The 16121-nt window shown below is 43.7% G+C and carries 14 protein-coding genes and 1 pseudogene; 9 read left to right on the forward strand and 6 right to left on the reverse strand.

What is annotated here, in order from left to right; genetic code table 11:
• Window positions 1-201 precede the first annotated feature (201 nt).
• Window positions 202-540 (forward strand): cytosolic protein, encoded by a 339-nt coding sequence (locus OO774_RS16425; RefSeq protein ID WP_264907568.1) that lies wholly within the window; start codon window positions 202-204, stop codon window positions 538-540.
• Window positions 541-750: 210 nt separating this feature from the next.
• Here the strand turns inward: OO774_RS16425 and OO774_RS16430 are convergent, their stop codons facing one another.
• The 3 genes from OO774_RS16430 to OO774_RS16440 all read right to left on the reverse strand — a co-directional run bounded on the left by OO774_RS16430 (window position 751) and on the right by OO774_RS16440 (window position 2016).
• Complete coding sequence (locus tag OO774_RS16430) at window positions 751-1341, reverse strand: TIGR01458 family HAD-type hydrolase (RefSeq protein ID WP_264907569.1); 591 nt, start codon at window positions 1339-1341, stop codon at window positions 751-753.
• Window positions 1308-1529 carry a hypothetical protein gene (locus OO774_RS16435; RefSeq protein ID WP_264907570.1) on the reverse strand — a complete coding sequence of 74 codons (222 nt, stop codon included), beginning with the start codon at window positions 1527-1529 and terminating at the stop codon, window positions 1308-1310. The genes OO774_RS16430 and OO774_RS16435 overlap by 34 nt, the downstream gene beginning before the upstream one ends.
• Before the next feature lie 256 nt (window positions 1530-1785).
• Complete coding sequence (locus OO774_RS16440) at window positions 1786-2016, reverse strand: PAS domain-containing protein (RefSeq protein ID WP_319553119.1); 231 nt, start codon at window positions 2014-2016, stop codon at window positions 1786-1788.
• A gap of 589 nt (window positions 2017-2605) precedes the next feature.
• On the opposite strand from OO774_RS16440, the gene OO774_RS16445 reads away from it, so the two are divergent.
• The 4 genes from OO774_RS16445 (at window position 2606) to sulP (ending at window position 6383) form a co-directional block, all read left to right on the forward strand.
• Window positions 2606-3253 (forward strand): peroxiredoxin, encoded by a 648-nt coding sequence (locus OO774_RS16445; protein ID WP_264907572.1) that lies wholly within the window; start codon window positions 2606-2608, stop codon window positions 3251-3253.
• 81 nt (window positions 3254-3334) lie between these two features.
• Window positions 3335-4198: an MBL fold metallo-hydrolase gene (locus OO774_RS16450; RefSeq protein ID WP_264907574.1), complete on the forward strand. Its 864-nt coding sequence runs from the start codon at window positions 3335-3337 to the stop codon at window positions 4196-4198.
• 15 nt (window positions 4199-4213) lie between these two features.
• Entirely contained in the window at window positions 4214-4624 is a 411-nt protein-coding gene (locus tag OO774_RS16455) for a TIGR01244 family sulfur transferase (RefSeq protein WP_264907576.1), read from the forward strand.
• Window positions 4625-4658: 34 nt separating this feature from the next.
• Complete coding sequence (gene sulP / locus OO774_RS16460) at window positions 4659-6383, forward strand: sulfate permease (protein ID WP_264907578.1); 1725 nt, start codon at window positions 4659-4661, stop codon at window positions 6381-6383.
• 257 nt (window positions 6384-6640) lie between these two features.
• Here the strand turns inward: sulP and OO774_RS16465 are convergent, their stop codons facing one another.
• On the reverse strand, window positions 6641-8098 hold the full coding sequence (locus OO774_RS16465; protein ID WP_264907579.1) for a DUF3360 domain-containing protein: 1458 nt from the start codon (window positions 8096-8098) through the stop codon (window positions 6641-6643).
• A gap of 379 nt (window positions 8099-8477) precedes the next feature.
• On the opposite strand from OO774_RS16465, the pseudogene istA reads away from it, so the two are divergent.
• Window positions 8478-9822, forward strand: a pseudogene (gene istA / locus OO774_RS16470) (IS21 family transposase); the annotation flags it as partial.
• Between the two features lie 182 nt (window positions 9823-10004).
• On the opposite strand, the gene OO774_RS16475 reads toward istA, so the two are convergent.
• Together OO774_RS16475 and OO774_RS16480 are read right to left on the reverse strand one after the other, a co-directional pair.
• Complete coding sequence (locus tag OO774_RS16475; RefSeq protein ID WP_264907581.1) at window positions 10005-10526, reverse strand: SDR family NAD(P)-dependent oxidoreductase; 522 nt, start codon at window positions 10524-10526, stop codon at window positions 10005-10007.
• Between the two features lie 139 nt (window positions 10527-10665).
• Window positions 10666-12780, reverse strand: coding sequence for a condensation domain-containing protein (locus OO774_RS16480; RefSeq protein WP_264907582.1), 2115 nt, complete (start codon window positions 12778-12780; stop codon window positions 10666-10668).
• A 411-nt stretch (window positions 12781-13191) separates the two neighbouring features.
• Here OO774_RS16480 and OO774_RS16485 point away from each other — a divergent pair, with 411 nt between their 5' ends.
• From OO774_RS16485 to OO774_RS16495, 3 genes are read left to right on the forward strand one after another with little or no spacing between them, the layout of a single operon-like run.
• Complete coding sequence (locus OO774_RS16485) at window positions 13192-14136, forward strand: iron chelate uptake ABC transporter family permease subunit (RefSeq protein ID WP_264907584.1); 945 nt, start codon at window positions 13192-13194, stop codon at window positions 14134-14136.
• Entirely contained in the window at window positions 14133-15086 is a 954-nt protein-coding gene (locus tag OO774_RS16490; protein WP_264907585.1) for an iron chelate uptake ABC transporter family permease subunit, read from the forward strand. The genes OO774_RS16485 and OO774_RS16490 overlap by 4 nt, the downstream gene beginning before the upstream one ends.
• A 55-nt stretch (window positions 15087-15141) precedes the next feature.
• Window positions 15142-16110 carry a siderophore ABC transporter substrate-binding protein gene (locus OO774_RS16495; RefSeq protein WP_264907587.1) on the forward strand — a complete coding sequence of 323 codons (969 nt, stop codon included), beginning with the start codon at window positions 15142-15144 and terminating at the stop codon, window positions 16108-16110.
• The last annotated feature ends 11 nt before the right edge of the window (window positions 16111-16121 follow it).

Here is a 16121-nt window from a genome sequence, read left to right on the forward strand (position 1 = left end):
AGCAAGAACTTTGCTCTGAATTGTTTTGGGGCATTTCTGTGTTACATGCCCGTCAGCACACCTCTGGACAAAAACGTGTATCGAGTGGCCTAGTGAACGTCCGGAAATGGCATAGAATTACCGCCTTTAGCAACTAAATTTCTACTACGCTCTGCACCTGATAATGATAGAATCTCCACATCAAAATTATCGAGCAACTCTATGTTTATCCATCATGTTAACGGCATCGACTGGCTGGTGATTACAGCTTTTGAAGAACTGAAACCTATATTCATCGAAGACGCTGGTGCAATCCCCTCTTGCTTCTCTATCGACAGCGAATTGAACCTGATCGATCAAGCCAAGCGTGCTTATGGATATTTGCCTACACTCACCGGCGTGATCACAGATACCGGCACTTTTCAAAGCCAGGACAACGAAGAAGATTTGAACCCACAGCTTGCCTGTCTAGTTGAGGGGCGTGGTCGGGTGTTTATCTATCACGGCGGCTTTGTAGCTTTTGTGGATGACGAGCAAACCTTTATTACCCGAATGGACTGAAAAATATTCAGTAAGTTGAAATCGGCGAATTGGCATCCCTAGCTAGGAAAGGGGCAGAAATCTCTCAGCCAAAACTGGCTGAAGCGGACACGGACAAAAACTTGCTAGTGACTTTTCTATCTCCTTCTATGACCCATCACAGGAAAAGTGAGTATCGATGTAACAGAGGACCGCATCTTTTGCTCTTTCCATTTTCACGCTCCATCACAATTATAGTAAGAGCTGTTTAAAGTCTGAAATCGAATTTAATATGAAGTCAGAAGTCACGGTTGAAGATAAACACGTTTCTTTTCTATACTTACCAGTCTTTACCAATGCACCCATGATCCCAGCCCGTTGAGCACCACCAACATCCGACTCAATATCATCGCCAATCATCACAATACGTTTTCTTTCACACCCCAACGCATCAACCCCTGCATCAAAAAAAGCAGATGACGGTTTACCAATAACAACAGCTTGTTTATTAGTTACATATTCAATCCCTGCAACAAAAGCACCAATATCCACCTGCAAGCCTAGCGCGGTTTGCCAGTACTTACCTTTATGCAATGCAATTAATTCAGAGCCAGACATCACCATTTGAAACACTCTATTAATAAGCTCGTAATTCCAAGCCGGCCCGATATCACCAATGACAATAACATCCGGATGTTGCTCAGACTGTTGAAATCCAGCAAACTCATTTTTAACTTCATCTGCGACTAATAAATAGCAGGAAACATTTTCTTTTTGCTCCAGATAGTGTTTTGCTGCATACGCTGCAGTTAAGATATTTTCAGCCTGAACCTTGAATCCCATTTTTGCATTTTTTCTGCAATACTATTTCTTGATTTTGTTGTTGTATTCGTCATAAATCGAAATGGTATTCGCTGTGTTTGCAAATACTCAACGACTTCAATTGCACCTTCAATTACCTGTTCCCCAACAAATAAAACCCCTTCCAGATCTAAAAGCACTCCATGTATTTTATTCTGTCGTTCTTCCACAACTTTTCTCCGAAAAAATTATATCTGGTAATAAGTTAACTGTAGTTTACTAGAGGAAAGTGGACACAAGAGAAGGTTAAAAAAGGTGAACTCGCTATAATTTAAGGTCTGCGGTGCTGTTTCATTACTCACTTGATGGTAATGACCTCCGGGAATCCAGGGGCCCAGCCAAAACGTGGGTCTAATTAACCATCAACGACCATTTGGTGCAAATCCCGGTGGGTAGCAGCAATGATTCTCGCTGGCCGAATAGCGCCTAAAGGTTCATAGACTTGTTCCTGTAAAACGCGCAATCGGATTCACACATACTGAATTTGAAGACTTCAGAATACCATTTGCCTATGGCTTCTACTCTGGGCATACCAGTTATCGTTTCCGAAGCTCTGTTGAAAAAGCTTATTTGCCACTTATCATCAACCGTGAATACTCCGTCTGAAATACTCTCAAGAATATCGGTGGTGAGTGTAAGTAGAAATGTCTTATTTATTTTTCCATAACAGTTTACTTAATCTTGCTACATACAATTACTCTAAAACAGTTCGTTTTATTAAAAAACACTTGTCGTATTAGAAACACAATTTGGCATATTACCCACTTATAACGTCCGTCAAACAAGAGTAAATTAGCTTTAAATAATGGTCATACCTAAGCAGAACCTATTATTTACAGCAGTAAAGCGTGTTAAACCATTGGAATAAGGCCATCACCATTGAGTATTGCTTTTTGTTTACAACATATAGATAAAAAGTACTTGCTCGCCTTTTCCGTTCTTTTTGTCTATCAAATTGTCAGCAAGAACAATTTTTATCATATGCCAGTTATAGGAACACTCTCACCCTTTTATGTAACAGTCATCAGAATCTGTAAACAACCTGAGAACCCTAAGTGGTAAAGAATTAAAATCACCATATTACACGCTGTTATCTTCTACTTTTACAAATGAATGAACTTTAATCAACTAACAAAAATACCAAACACCGGAGGTTTAACCATAAAACTCTTGCATGGCAATACAATCACCAATAGCTAGTAATTACTAGTATAGAAACACCTAACTTAACGGAAAGGAGCAATATATGACTGAACAAACTACTGTCGTTGCAATGCCACGTTTAAAAGAAGCGGCTCCGGCTTTCACTGCCCAAACCACTCACGGCACACTTAGTCTTGAAGATTACAAAGGGAAATGGTTAGTTCTTTTCTCACATCCGGCAGATTTTACTCCAGTATGCACAACTGAATTTATGGCATTTGCGAAAGCAAGTCAGGACTTTAAAGCACTCAATTGTGAATTGATGGGTCTGTCTATCGATGGTGTTCATGCTCACATAGCTTGGGCTCGTAGTATTAAAGATAACTTTGGCGTTGAAATCAACTTCCCAATTATTGCCGATCTGAACATGAAAGTGGCTAGCGCCTACGGCATGGTTCAGCCAGGCGCAAGCGACACATCGGCTGTTCGTGCCACATTTGTCATCGACCCTGAAGGTGTGTTACGCGCAATGCTTTATTACCCAATGAGTAATGGCCGTTCAGTGGCTGAAATTTTGCGCTTAGTTAAAGCACTGCAAACAACCGATACAAACGCATGTGCAACACCTGAAAACTGGGCTCCTGGTGATGAAGTTATTGTTCCACCACCTGCGACTACTCAAGAGGCAGAAGTACGTCAAGATCAGGGCTATAACTACGTTGACTGGTACTTTAGTAAAAAAGCGCTGTAATTTGTTTGATATATGCGGGCGCCATCAGCACCCGCATTACTAATAACATCACCCCCCTATTTCTGAAACACAGGAGGAACCATGACTCCCAATGTTTACGAATTTTTTGACCCAAAAACCTCCACCTACAGCTATGTCGTTACTGATTCATCAAGTCAGCAATGCGCTGTTATTGATTCTGTGCTGGATTATGACCCTGCTTCAGGAAGAACGTCATATGAATCGGCGGATAAACTTATCGAATTCGTCCGGGAAAGTAGATTGGAAGTCGAGTGGATTCTTGAAACTCACGTCCATGCCGATCATTTAAGTGCCGCACCTTATATCAAGCAAAAGTTAGGTGGGAAAGTCAGTATCGGCGACAAAATTACCTCGGTGCAAAACACCTTTGGTAAGTTATTTAATGCTGGTAGCGACTTTGCGATGGATGGCAGTCAATTTGATCATCTATTCTCCGATCAGGAAACGTTTACTCTTGGCAATCTTGAGGCTAAGGCCATTCATACTCCCGGTCATACCCCAGCCTGCATGGCGTACATTATTAGCAACTGTGTTTTTGTTGGTGATACGCTATTTATGCCCGATTACGGCACGGCCCGCTGTGATTTTCCTGGCGGAGATGCCGCAACACTTTACCAGTCAATTCAAAAACTCTTTACCTTGCCTGATGAAACTCGCGTTTTTATGTGCCACGACTACAAAGCACCTAATCGGGAAGAGTATCTATTTGAAACGACGATAGGTGAAGAGCGGTTACACAATATTCATGTCAATCAAGAGATCGCTGAACACCAGTTTGTCGAAATGAGAGAAAAGCGAGATGCCACATTGAATATGCCGACACTCATTCTGCCTTCAGTACAGGTCAATATGCGAGCCGGAGAACTTCCACCAGCAGAAGATAATGGTGTGCGTTACTTAAAAATTCCCTTAAATAAAGTATAAAACGGAGTTGCCATTATGCTGACACCGATTCATTTAACCGACTCGATTACTGTTTCTCCGCAAATTCTGCCCAGCGACGTCGCCCAACTGGCCGAGATGGGATTCAAATCCATCATCAATAATCGTCCGGACGGAGAAGAACAAGAGCAACCTCTTAACAGTGAGATTGAAGAGGTTGCTAATAAGCTTGGACTAGAATATTTCTATCTACCTGTTATTTCGGGAAATATCCCTCAAGACCAGGGAAAGCAGTTTGGTGATCTTTTTGAAAAAGCCACCAAACCCATTTTTGCGTTTTGCCGAACTGGCACCAGGTGCAGCGCATTATGGTCAATGGGGACAAATGAACTTGAATCATATAACAATCGCATTTCGCGAGCGACTGAACTGGGATTCAACCTGAGCTGGGTCTGCAAGCCCGACTAAATTCATTTATGCATACATTTAGGGTCATCTCAGTATGAAAAATTTCTGGTTTAAATGGTTACCAATATCCACTTGGTTACCTGGCTACACACGCCACGACGCAACTAAAGACAGTTTAGCGGCAGTTATTGTCACCCTAATGCTGATCCCGCAAAGTCTCGCTTATGCAATGGTGGCGGGGTTACCACCAGTGACAGGGTTGTACGCCAGTATCTTGCCCCTAATTGCTTACACCATACTTGGAACCAGTAAAACGCTGGCAGTGGGACCTGTTGCCGTAGTCTCTCTGATGACGGCGGAATCCATGTCGCCTTTATTTGAAATAGGTAGTCAAGGTTACATCAGCGCCGCAACAACTCTGGCCTTTCTTTCTGGGGTCGTATTGCTTTTAATGTCAGTGCTGCGACTGGGTTTTTTAACCACTTTTTTAAGTCACCCGGTACTTTCCGGCTTTATGACTGCATCCGGTATACTCATTACTATCGGTCAGGTAAAGCATATTCTCGGCGTACCTCTGCACGGTGAAAATGTCATACAGCGTTTAATTGAACTGATTCTAGCGATCCCCCAGGCTAACCTGCCTACCACACTTATTGGGGTATCCTGCCTTATCGCTCTGATTTACTCACGGCGTAGCCTAAAGCCCGGTTTAATCAAATCTGGCCTGTCACCGATACTAGCAGGCCATATTACCAAACTGGCCCCGGTATTCTTTATGATACTAAGCATTGGGCTCGTCGCTTGGTTTGGTCTTGATAAAAAAGGGGTAAGTGTTGTCGGACAAATCCCGAGTGGTTTACCTGGTTTTTCCCTACCACTACTGGACCTAGAATTAATCAGAGAATTACGTCCTTACGCCATTTTAATCAGTATTATCGGCTTTGTTGAATCAGCATCTGTCGGACAAACATTGGCAGCCAAACGACGGCAGAGAATAGAGCCTAATCAGGAGTTGATAGCCCTCAGCGGTGCCAATATCGTTTCTTCTCTTAACGGAGGATTTCCAGTCACAGGTGGTCTGTCACGTTCCGTGGTCAACTATGATGCTGGCGCCGAAACACCGCTTGCCGGAACCTTTACTGCGATTGGTATTGGCATTACCGTGCTCTACTTTACGCCACTATTTACCTATCTGCCGAATGCGGTGCTGGCAGCCACGATTATTGTTGCGGTTTCATCTCTGATTGATATTAAAGCCATCATCCATACCTGGAAGAGTGCGAGAAGTGATGCCATCGCTATGCTCCTCACTATTGTTGGTGTATTGGCCTTCAACGTTGAAATTGGCGTGTTGGCTGGATTGTTCTCATCGTTGGCGCTGTTTTTATGGCGCACCAGCCGGCCTCATATCGCGATTGTCGGTTTAATCGAGGGAACCCATCATTTTAGAAATATTCGCCGTTTCAATGTACTACAAAGCAAAACGGTACTGAATTTGAGATTCGATGAGAGCCTGTATTTCGCGAATGCCCGCTATTTAGAAGATAAAATACCAGAATATCTGGAGCAATATCCTCAGACCCAACATCTGGTACTCATGTTATCCGGGGTGAATATGGTTGATGCCAGTGCGTTAGAGAGCTTAGCTTTGATTCATGACCGTCTCAAAGAAACGAATATACAAATGCATTTATCTGAAGTAAAAGGTCCGGTCATGGATCAAATTGACCGCTCAGATTTCATCGAACATTTTAAAGGCAAAATCTTTCTCAGTCAGTTTGATGCAATTAATGAACTAGACAGCGCCTTGATAAAATGACGCCATACAATACATCTATTTGTGTCGTGATTCGATATCACAACTGAGCAGGTAAAAATTCAAACAGGTAATTGAATTGTAAATTGATAGGTTCTAAGAAACTATCCCAAAAGGGGGCTGAGTATTCTCGAGGTTTCATTCAGCACTTGGAATAAATACAGCGTCTTACCTGTATCCAATGAACATTGGACAAGCGTAGAGCGGGAATGAGAGAAGGCATAGATAGTAACCACCTATGCCTTTAGAGCGAGACTCTGCTAACCGATCAGGGCGGGAATACCCGGAAGCTGACCAACGACAGCAAGGGAACCAGCACAAACGATAAAGGCAACGCCAGGAATCAGGTATTTATCTTTACCCGATAGCTCGTTAGCGCGCTCATGGTCGCCAATAAGTCCGAGGTTATCCAGCAGCATAGTTATTGCCCAGCCGAAGACTGGGTTAACGAATGCACAAGCAAAAATACAGATACCTGCACTGAGTGAATCTTTATGCTTATGTATCATCTGCATACCCGCTTCAAGAAGTGGTAAGAATACACCGACAATCAGCGCGACACGAAGAACAGGTTCCCACATTGCTAGATCCATCGGGTAACCAATGACTGCCGCGGCAATACACATTAAACCCGTTAACAGCGCGCCGCCTGGAATAGGACGTTTGGCAATTGCCGCAGGAATCATGTACGTACCCCAAGAAGACGCTAGGTTACCGCCACCTAATAGTGAGCCAACCCCCTGGCGAACAGACGCTCCGACCATAGTGTCGTCGACATCCATTAGTACGCCTTTTGCTTCTTTTGGGTAGTTAAGTTCTTGAAAAACACGATGACCGAGGTAGTCAGGAGACCACATAGCAACGGCTAGTAGAGCAAATGGAGTAACGGCAATAAAGTGCTCCAGGGTTGGCCAGCCTAGTTGCCAGCCGGTATCTTCACCCCACCAGTAGAATGGACTGAAATTAGGTAGGCCTGGTTCCGTGGTAAAAGCAAACTCAGCGCCCATCGCATAAGCGACAATGCCCGCTAGTGCTGAACACAGCGGGATGGCCAACCAACGTTTGTTGATCTTGGCTAAGTAGGCATAAACCAACACCGTTAGACCAATAACCACAAACGAGATGTAACTTTGGTCCGTACTTGCAGCCCACGCTTCAGTCTTATTAATCTGTCCGATCAACCCCACTGCGCCGAGGTAGATCAGCAACCCACCTCGAACCCCAATGCCAGTGAGGGTCATGAGTTTAGAACCACCTTTAGTAAAAGCGAGAATTAAGCCAAAAGCACATACCATCAAGCCAAGAGCAAGTGGATGCCCCCCTGCTGCAGCAATCATAGGAATCAGCGGTATCATTGGGCCATGGGTACCGGCCAAGTTTGCGTTCGGGTTTAGAATGGCAGAAAACAGGATAACGAACAGAGCGCCCGCGATAAGCAGTTCGTAACGCACGTTTTCTGCAACGAACTCCGGAGATAAACCGAACTGAGCAGCAAAGGCGGCAACCATGGCGGTTACCATAACCACTTTACCAATGGTGGCGGCTAACGCTGGTACCCAGTCTTCGATTTCAATACTGTAGTCACGTGATGGCAAATGAATACCCCAGCGACGAAAGCTCATGATGGTTAAATCATGGTTTAGGAAGTCTTCTCGGTTTTCAAATTCATGCGGTTTTTTGCGCACATCCCTGTAAAAGGTCTTACTTGTGTCAGACATTGAGTTATCCTTTGTTATGTTTCGAAGTTGAACTATGCCAACCAGAGTTTCGCTTGGTGTACTGACCTTCGACCAATACGAGACAACATCCTTAGCGCTACAGAGCACCTTTATTGATTTCATAAATGAAGAAAACTTGGATTTACTTCGCTAGTGAAAACAAGAAAGCTGAATAGGTATCTTGCCAAACATCCACATCAAACATTGAGGCCATACTGAGAAAGAGGTATGGGGCCAACTTTGACTTGAGCTTATTAAGCATGTATTGCTATCGGTAGGAATATTAGACATTAGTAAAAGAACAACAAAAATCTCACTTATCGCACAAATCATTAACATAACATGAAAGCTTGTTGATCTTTCGTGAGCGTTTTTTGAACGGAAAGCCAGGCGCGATAAAGTCATGCCAGACTTCACGCAATATGCTGTCGAGCTGAGACGTAAGGGCATGACAAAGATGTTGCTGTGGCAGGAATATCATGAGCAATATCAAGAGCAAGCTTATGCGTACACTCAGTTCTGCGAGCACTTCACCCGCTGGTTCAAAACCCAAAAGCGCAGCATGCGTCAGCTCCATGTTACAGGTGACAAGCTGTTTATCGATTACTGTGGGCCTCGGCTTCAAGTGGTCAACCCTGATACAGGTGAAGTGCGCGAAGCCGAAGTGTTCGTAGCGACCTTAGGCGCGTCTAATTACACCTATGTTGAAGCCTTCCCTAGTCAAGGTAAGTCTTACTGGTTAGAGGCGCATGCTAATGCGTTCGAACACTTCGGCGGTGTACCACAGCTCTTGGTCCCCGATAACCTGCGTAGCGCGGTCACCAAAGCCAATCGCTATGAGCCGAGACTTAATGACAGCTATCAAAAACTGGCAAATCACTATCAAACCGCAGTGGTGCCTGCTCGCCCCTATAAACCGAAGGACAAAGCCAAGGCAGAGAATGCCGTGCTCCTAGTGGAACGCTGGATCATGATGCGGCTACGACACCAAACCTTCCATACCTTCAAAGAGCTGAACCTCGCTATCCGTGAGCTTATGAATGACTTAAACCAACGTGAGATGAAACAGTATGGTGCAAGTCGTAAAGCGCTGTTCGACAAACTCGATAAACCTGCATTGAAGTCGCTGCCTATGCAGCGATACCTATATACCGAAACCAAACGAGCCAAAGTGGGGCCTGATTATCACATCGAATATCGCCGTCACTACTACTCGGTTCCCCATCAGCTTGTTGGCCACCATGTTGAACTGGAAGCCTCCAACCGTCTGGTGCAGATCTACCATCAAGGTGACTTGGTCGCCCGGCATCCACGCAGCGAAAGAGAGCGCGGAAACAGCACCCAACCAGAGCACATGCCGAGTAATCATCAACATCAGAGGTGGTCGCCTGGACGCTTGCTCAACTGGGGGAGCCAATATCGGCCCAGCCACACGAGAAGTCGTCAATAAGATGCTTAACTCCAAGCCTCATCCAGAGCAGTCATATCGCTCCTGCCTTGGGCTGCTCAATCTGAGTAAAGCGCATAGCGAACCACGCTTAGAGCAAGCCTGTAAAGATGCACTGATGCTGACAAAACCCAATTACACCTTCATCAACAATCTACTCAAGAACAATCGTGAAGGACAACTGAGTAAAGATAAAGCAAATACGCCGAACCTTGTTCACAGCAATGTTCGAGGCCCGACATTGACTGATCAAATCACTAGTCTATTTCGAGTATAAATTTATGGGGAAGTTTTGCAGACGTAAACATTAACATTCAAGAACTTCTATGTTGAAAACACTTATGACGACAATTGGGGCAGTCTTGTCTTTTGCCTATCCATTAGATCATGTATGGCAAAACAATGTGGGCTAAATATTCCTCGTTCATGAGAGCTAACACGAAAAGGGGAAAAATGATGTCAAGAGCTTTGAAAGCGTGCTGTGATCACCATCATATGAAGTGCTGCTTTTGAGGCTCCATACGCACCTATAGCATTCCTCGGTGTATTTGCTGCATTAGATCCAACAATAACCATACTTCCCGAGCCATGAGATTTCATCCCCTTAGCAAGGGTTTGCATTAGTACAAGCACACCAAAAGTATTTATTTCGAAAGTCTGCTTTACCACATCGATGGGTAACTCATGAAGCGCACCAACGTGTAAAACTCCAGCGCAACAAACTAGATGGTCAAACGCGGCTTGTTGCTGCCAAGAGGCTAACATCTCAACTAATCGGCTTTGATCGCTTAAATCTAACCAGCAGCAATCAAACTGCATTGGGTATCTTTGTGCTAGAGATTGCGTATTCTTCTTCAAGAGGTCTATTTGCTTGTCTGCAACAATCACTCGTGCACCTGCACTAAGTAAGTGCTCTAAAGTTGACAGACCAATGCCAGTTGCCGCTCCGACAAGTAATACTCTTTGATTATCTAATGACATCGTGATTTCCACTAGAAACAATGAATCTACTTTTGAGAAAGTAAACTCTCTTTAAATTGGGGGGCGCAAAAATTGCGTAATTGGCCAGTGACATTGTACTGGCCGTTGTTGTGACCAAATTGGCTATACACGTTTTAGGCTAGTTCTGACTGGTGAGGACTTTTTTCATTTTCTGCCCAATGCTAGAAACTTGTTCAGCATTGTAACGGGCAGTCTGATACGTAACTATTAAACGCAAACTGCGTTCTTCGTTGTCCACGTTTTCCATAATTTCAAAGTGTAAACCAAACAATGACTCAGTTTTATTAGGGAGGATTTGCTGGTATGAAACTGATTCACCCTGAGCCTTTTGTAGTGAGCCATACAACGCATTATCCGAGTGAATCTGTGCATATACATCGAATAATAATCCGTTGTTAGGATCAAAACCAAGCTCACGTTGAACCATATCAATCGGTACTGTTGCGTGGGACATGGAGTCATTGATAGTTTCGGTCACATCTTCAATCAGCTTTCCAAAAGATTGCTCAGGGTAAAATAGCACTCGGTGAGCGACCATAGTGGTGTAATAGCCTACTGAGTCGAAGTATTTTGCATCATCACGTCCTGATGCTGATGTACCAATCACCAAGTCTTTTAAATCTCCAGCGTCTTGCAGAGCATGCGCAATGGCAGAATAAACAACACTGAAAATGGACGAATTATGCTCTCTAGCTAAGGCGGAGACAGCCTGATGTGCTCGTGAACCTAAATCGATTTCTATCCAATTTGCTTCAATTGGGTTAATCACAGACGCCTTTTGTTCAGGTTCATGCTTGGTCAGCTTAAGGCCTTGAGCTGCGTCTTGTAAATGTTCCACCCAGTAACGAAAATCTTCTTGGCTTGGGCCGCGACTTTTCTGTTCGACAGCATAATCATGGATGCTAAGCGCAGGCTTCGCCCAAACAGGCTCTAAACCTTGAACTCTCGCCATGTATGCGTTTGAAAGCTCAGACATCAAACTATTTAGTGACCACTCATCGATGATCATATGATGAATGAGGAAAGACAATACCTGCTTTCCGGTTTGCTCATCCCTAAAAAATCGTATACGTAAGGGGAGCTCTTCAGATAAATCAAACACATAGGCAGCTTCAGAAGCCAAGCTCGCGTTGCCAGGCTCTGAACTTCCCCAAAACCAAGCGTAATTTGGCAATTCTTTCTCATCAATTATACGCTGCACGACGCCACTCCCATCATCAACGAACAAACTCCTAAGGCCAGTATGACGAATCAATAGATCTGAAAATGCGAGCTTAAATGACTCCTCATTGACTTCGCCATCAAATCGCATTGCGAATGGCAAGTTGAAAATCGCGCACTTACCTGTAGCCACATGTGCATCCCATAAAAACTGTTGCGCGAATGACAGAGGATAGCCACATGATGCCGTTGTCTCGTGCGTTACGAGTTCTCCTGAAGACGTTAAACCAGCTGACTGATGAATTACCGAAGCACACTGAGCAAGGGCTTTCGCACTTGGGGATTTAAAAAAGTCATTGAAGCTAACTTCGATACCATGATTCTTCATTAGGTTCCCGATAATTCGGGTTGCTAACAGTGAGTGTCCGCCAATTTCAAAAAAGTTGTCATCCAATTCAACGTCAGGGTCATCGAGACTAGCCCTAAATTCAGCTAATATTTTTTCTTCAATATTACGGTTAGATCCATCATGGTAATAAAATTGGGTGATATCTATGTATTCCGGATTTAAACTTTCACAAGAAGAATGGTTATTCAACGCTTCGTAATTAGCGCCTAAAAAATTAATGATAGTTGTATCGTTAATATGTGGTTCTAGTATCGGGTGGATAATAATAAACAAATACTTCTCTTGCTCAGTTTGTAAAATGGCTACTCTAAATGGTGATTGAGACTCGGGGTCCCACCCGCGCGTTTTCATTGCTTTAATCAAATCTGGAATCTGTTTACTGGTTGCATCTAAAGTGTCAGTGAACTGGCTTTCTTCAGATAGGTGCCACTTCTCTAACTCAAAATCTTCAGAAAATCCGTATCGAAGGTTTAATCGCATATCGACTAAAATTAGCTTTTGAACAGCGTGTTCGATTAAATGATTTTTGCTATTTTTATCAATAGCATACCCCAAAACCCGCCACTCAACACTCTGGGGCTCTTGAAGCTGTTGCAACCAGACTTGCTCTTCATGTTCGCCGATTGGAAGTAGGGTTTTACGCGCTTTCGTAACGTTGTTCATATGAATTCTAACTCTTATTTTTTCACTCAGTATGTAAGCGATATTATTTTTTAAGATTATGCGTCAAATTGCTTACGCATCGACAATAACAATGATAGGATTGATTATCATTTAGATTTACATTTACCGTCAAGTCAATAATCAATTTGAATTGAAAACTGCATTTTTGTCAGTTAAGCCAAACTAACTGACGAATGAATCCGTTGATTTTTTTATTATCAATTGGCTCTAGTGACGTTTTGAGAGTTGAGTTGTGATCTTATTATCTATTAAAAACAAACTTGGTTATGGCTTTTTGGAACGTAACCTCCGCTCAGTGAAAGATATTCATTATGCGTATTTCAGCCTCCTAGTATTCCGACAAAAAGCGAATAGAAGCTCACTGCCTTTTCATTTCGGAGCATGTTTTGTATGAGTGTTCGCGTAATATGCACATTTTCTATGTTGTGCTTTACTTCAATTTTCATCGGTGCAACTCCACTAGATTGGTCATTGTTGCTGACCATGGATGACAAAGGTTGGCTACCAATTACTGCCAGTAGATTTCCAAGGCTAATCGCACTGATTCTGACCGGAGCTGGTCTCGCCATGTGTGGGGTCATTCTTCAACATATTGTTAGGAATCGATTTGTTGAGCCAGGTACAACTGGCGGTATTGATGCGGCAAAACTTGGTATTTTGGTATCAATCATCCTACTTCCGTCCTCTGACAAGCTTGAACGTATGCTCTTCGCCGTACTATTTTGCTTCGCCGCCGGCCTGATATACATCACCATAGTACGAAGAATTAAATTCAGTAACTCTGCGTTAGTACCTGTGATTGGGCTTATGTTTGGTAGTGTGCTAAGTGCCATCGCAGAGTTTTATGCATATCAAAACAACATCTTGCAGAGCATGTCCGGTTGGCTAATGGGAGATTTCTCCAAGGTTGTTCAAGAACACTATGAGATAATTTTCTTAATTTTACCCATCACCCTGCTGACTTACTTATATGCACATAGATTTACAGTTATGGGAATGGGGGAAGATGTTGCATCCAACTTAGGAGTTAATTTTGCGGTCACTGCAGCCTTGGGCCTCGTACTGGTTTCCATCACCGCTGCTATAACCGTGGTGACAGTAGGTGCAATTCATTTTGTCGGTTTGGTCATACCTAACCTCGTCGCACTCAAATACGGCGACCATCTTAAAAATACACTGCCAATCGTTGCACTAGGCGGCGCTTCATTACTGATTTTCTGCGACATTATAAGCAGAGTCGTTGTCTTTCCTTTTGAAGTCCCGATTGGATTAACAGCCAGTGCTGTCGGGGGAATCATGTTTCTTGCCTTTCTTTTGAAAGGAGCACGAGCATGAGATCACACCACTCCACCATGCTAGTTAGCATCATACTCCTTGGCATACTTTCCATCGCCTTTGTCTTTACTAGCTCCGGATGGGATTTTGACTACATTATCCCTAAGAGGTTGATTAAACTTGGAGCCATATTTGTTGGAGGCAGTTGCGTGGCCGTCTCTGCTGTTGTTTTCCAAGCCTTGGCTGTTAATCGCATTCTTACACCATCCATTATGGGGTATGAGTCGGTTTATCTGGTTTGGCAAGCCCTACTCTTATTACTAGCAGGCTCCGCTGGCATTGCTACGTTAGGTATTGTAGGCAATTTCGCCGCCTCCACAATACTCATCCTCTTGTACTCCTTTGCCATTCAATCTTGGATACTCAAGAGGTTTCGACGTGACATGCATCAAGTGTTGCTCATTGGGTTTGTTCTGACGATGGTAATGACAACACTCGCGCAGTTTATCCAACTGAGAATAAGTCCTGGAGAGTTCTCAATCCTTCAAGGACTCAGCTATACCTCGTTTGAACGAGCGAAACCTTCGACCCTACTCTTTGCCAGTATAGTGTTGGGCGTTTTAGCACTCTTTGCGAACAGGTGGTCACGCGAGCTGGATGTGATTGGGCTAGGCCGGGACCAAGCGATGTCATTAGGACTAAATGACAAACATTACATACCAAAGTACTTTGCTGTAATCGCAATTTTGGTGGCTATTTCTACTAGCTTGATTGGTCCAACGGCTTTCATGGGTATTTTTATTGCCAACATTGCCTATTCGGTTACTGGCACACCGAACTACAGGCACATATTGCTAGTCGCTTGTGCTATTGCGATTGCGATGTTCTTGGCAGGTCAGATCTTAGTCGAGCACCTATTTAACTATAAAACTACCGTCTCTATTTTGGTGAATGTCCTTTGTGGAGGCTATTTTCTGGCCATCACGATGAGAACAAGAAGCCAAATTTAAAGGCTGTTACTCGCCTGTGTAAAGGCAATTCAATGACAACAGAAGGAAATGTACCATGTTTAAGAGCACCCTAAGTTTGAGCATCGCGCTCGCTTGCAGCTCTCTAGTAACCTTAACGGGTTGCGAACCAGAAGTAGCTAAAACTCAAGTTACTCAGCCATTAGAAACGCCCATCGTGATTGAACATAACCTCGGGACAACGACTATTTCTAGTCGACCTCAACGAGTGGCTGCACTAGATATGAACGAAGTAGACTTTTTAGATCAGCTAAATGTCCCAATCGCAGGCATGGTGAAAGACTTTATTCCTCACTTCCTAGCAAAGTACAAAGACACTCCTGAAATCGCTGACCTAGGCGCGATAGTGCAGCCTAATATGGAAAAAATCTATGCCCTAAAGCCAGATCTAGTATTGATGACCCCACTACATGCAAATCAATATGAGGACCTTTCTCAGCTAGCTCCGACGTTGCATTTTGACATCGACTACCGTAATAGCCGTCACAATCACGTCGATATCATTAAGCACCACCTAATTGCTCTCGGTGAGATCTTTGAAAAGCAAGAGCTAGCGCAGCAAAAAGTTGCTGAAATCGAAGCAAAAGTCGCGGAAGTGCGTGCAGTCACAACAGAGCGTCCAGAAAAAGCTTTGGTTGTCATGCATAACGATGGCGCTTTCAGCTCATTTGGCGTCGAGTCTCGTTATGGTTTTGTTTTCGATGTGCTCGGAGTAAAGCCTGCTAGTAAGAAAGTGGAGACGAGTTTACATGGTCAGCCAATATCTAGTGAATTCATTAGCCAAGCCGATCCAGACATTCTGTACATCATCGACCGAACAGCGGTAATGGAAGGAAAGCCGGCAATTGATGCGGAACACTTGGCAAATCCACTTCTTCGTCAAACTACAGCATGGAAAAACGACAACATCGTTTTTGTTGATGCCGACGCCTGGTACATCACCTCTGCCAGTATTACATCCTTGCAAATCATAATCGAAGACATCCGCAAAGGTTATCAAAAATAAACTAAATAACA

It is taken from the genome of Vibrio sp. STUT-A11, assembly GCF_026000435.1.
Classification (GTDB): domain Bacteria; phylum Pseudomonadota; class Gammaproteobacteria; order Enterobacterales; family Vibrionaceae; genus Vibrio.